We start from the raw sequence: 332 nt of genomic DNA on the forward strand, positions 1-332 counted from the left end.
TGAAGCAGCCGTTGTTCACTTCTCTGAAGAAAGCAAATATAAATGATGTAAATCTGAGCAGTATTATCGATACGGATGCAGACACAGCAGCGTTGGCATTGCGTGCAGCTGATACAAAAATCAATGGTGTCGGCATTTTGGCAGTCATCCATTCTAAGCAAACTGCTGCTGGAATGCTGGTGAATAATACGAATACAAGCATAGAAAATAGCTATGTGAGCGGGGAAATCACAGGGGAAGCAGGAGCTTCCGGTTTTGTCGTCTCCGGAAATGCAGAAATAAGCAACAGCTATGCAACGGGAATCATCGAAGGCAAGCAATCCGCATATGGA

Annotated in this window: 1 protein-coding gene; it reads left to right on the forward strand. The window is 44.6% G+C overall.

The features are described 5' to 3' along the window. Positions 1–332 (forward strand): hypothetical protein (locus tag NE665_RS24195; RefSeq protein ID WP_256302743.1); only part of this gene is annotated, 332 nt, incomplete at both ends.

Origin of the sequence: Clostridium sp. DFI.1.208 (assembly GCF_024463855.1) — a bacterium.
GTDB lineage: Bacteria > Bacillota_I > Bacilli_A > Erysipelotrichales > Erysipelotrichaceae > Clostridium_AQ.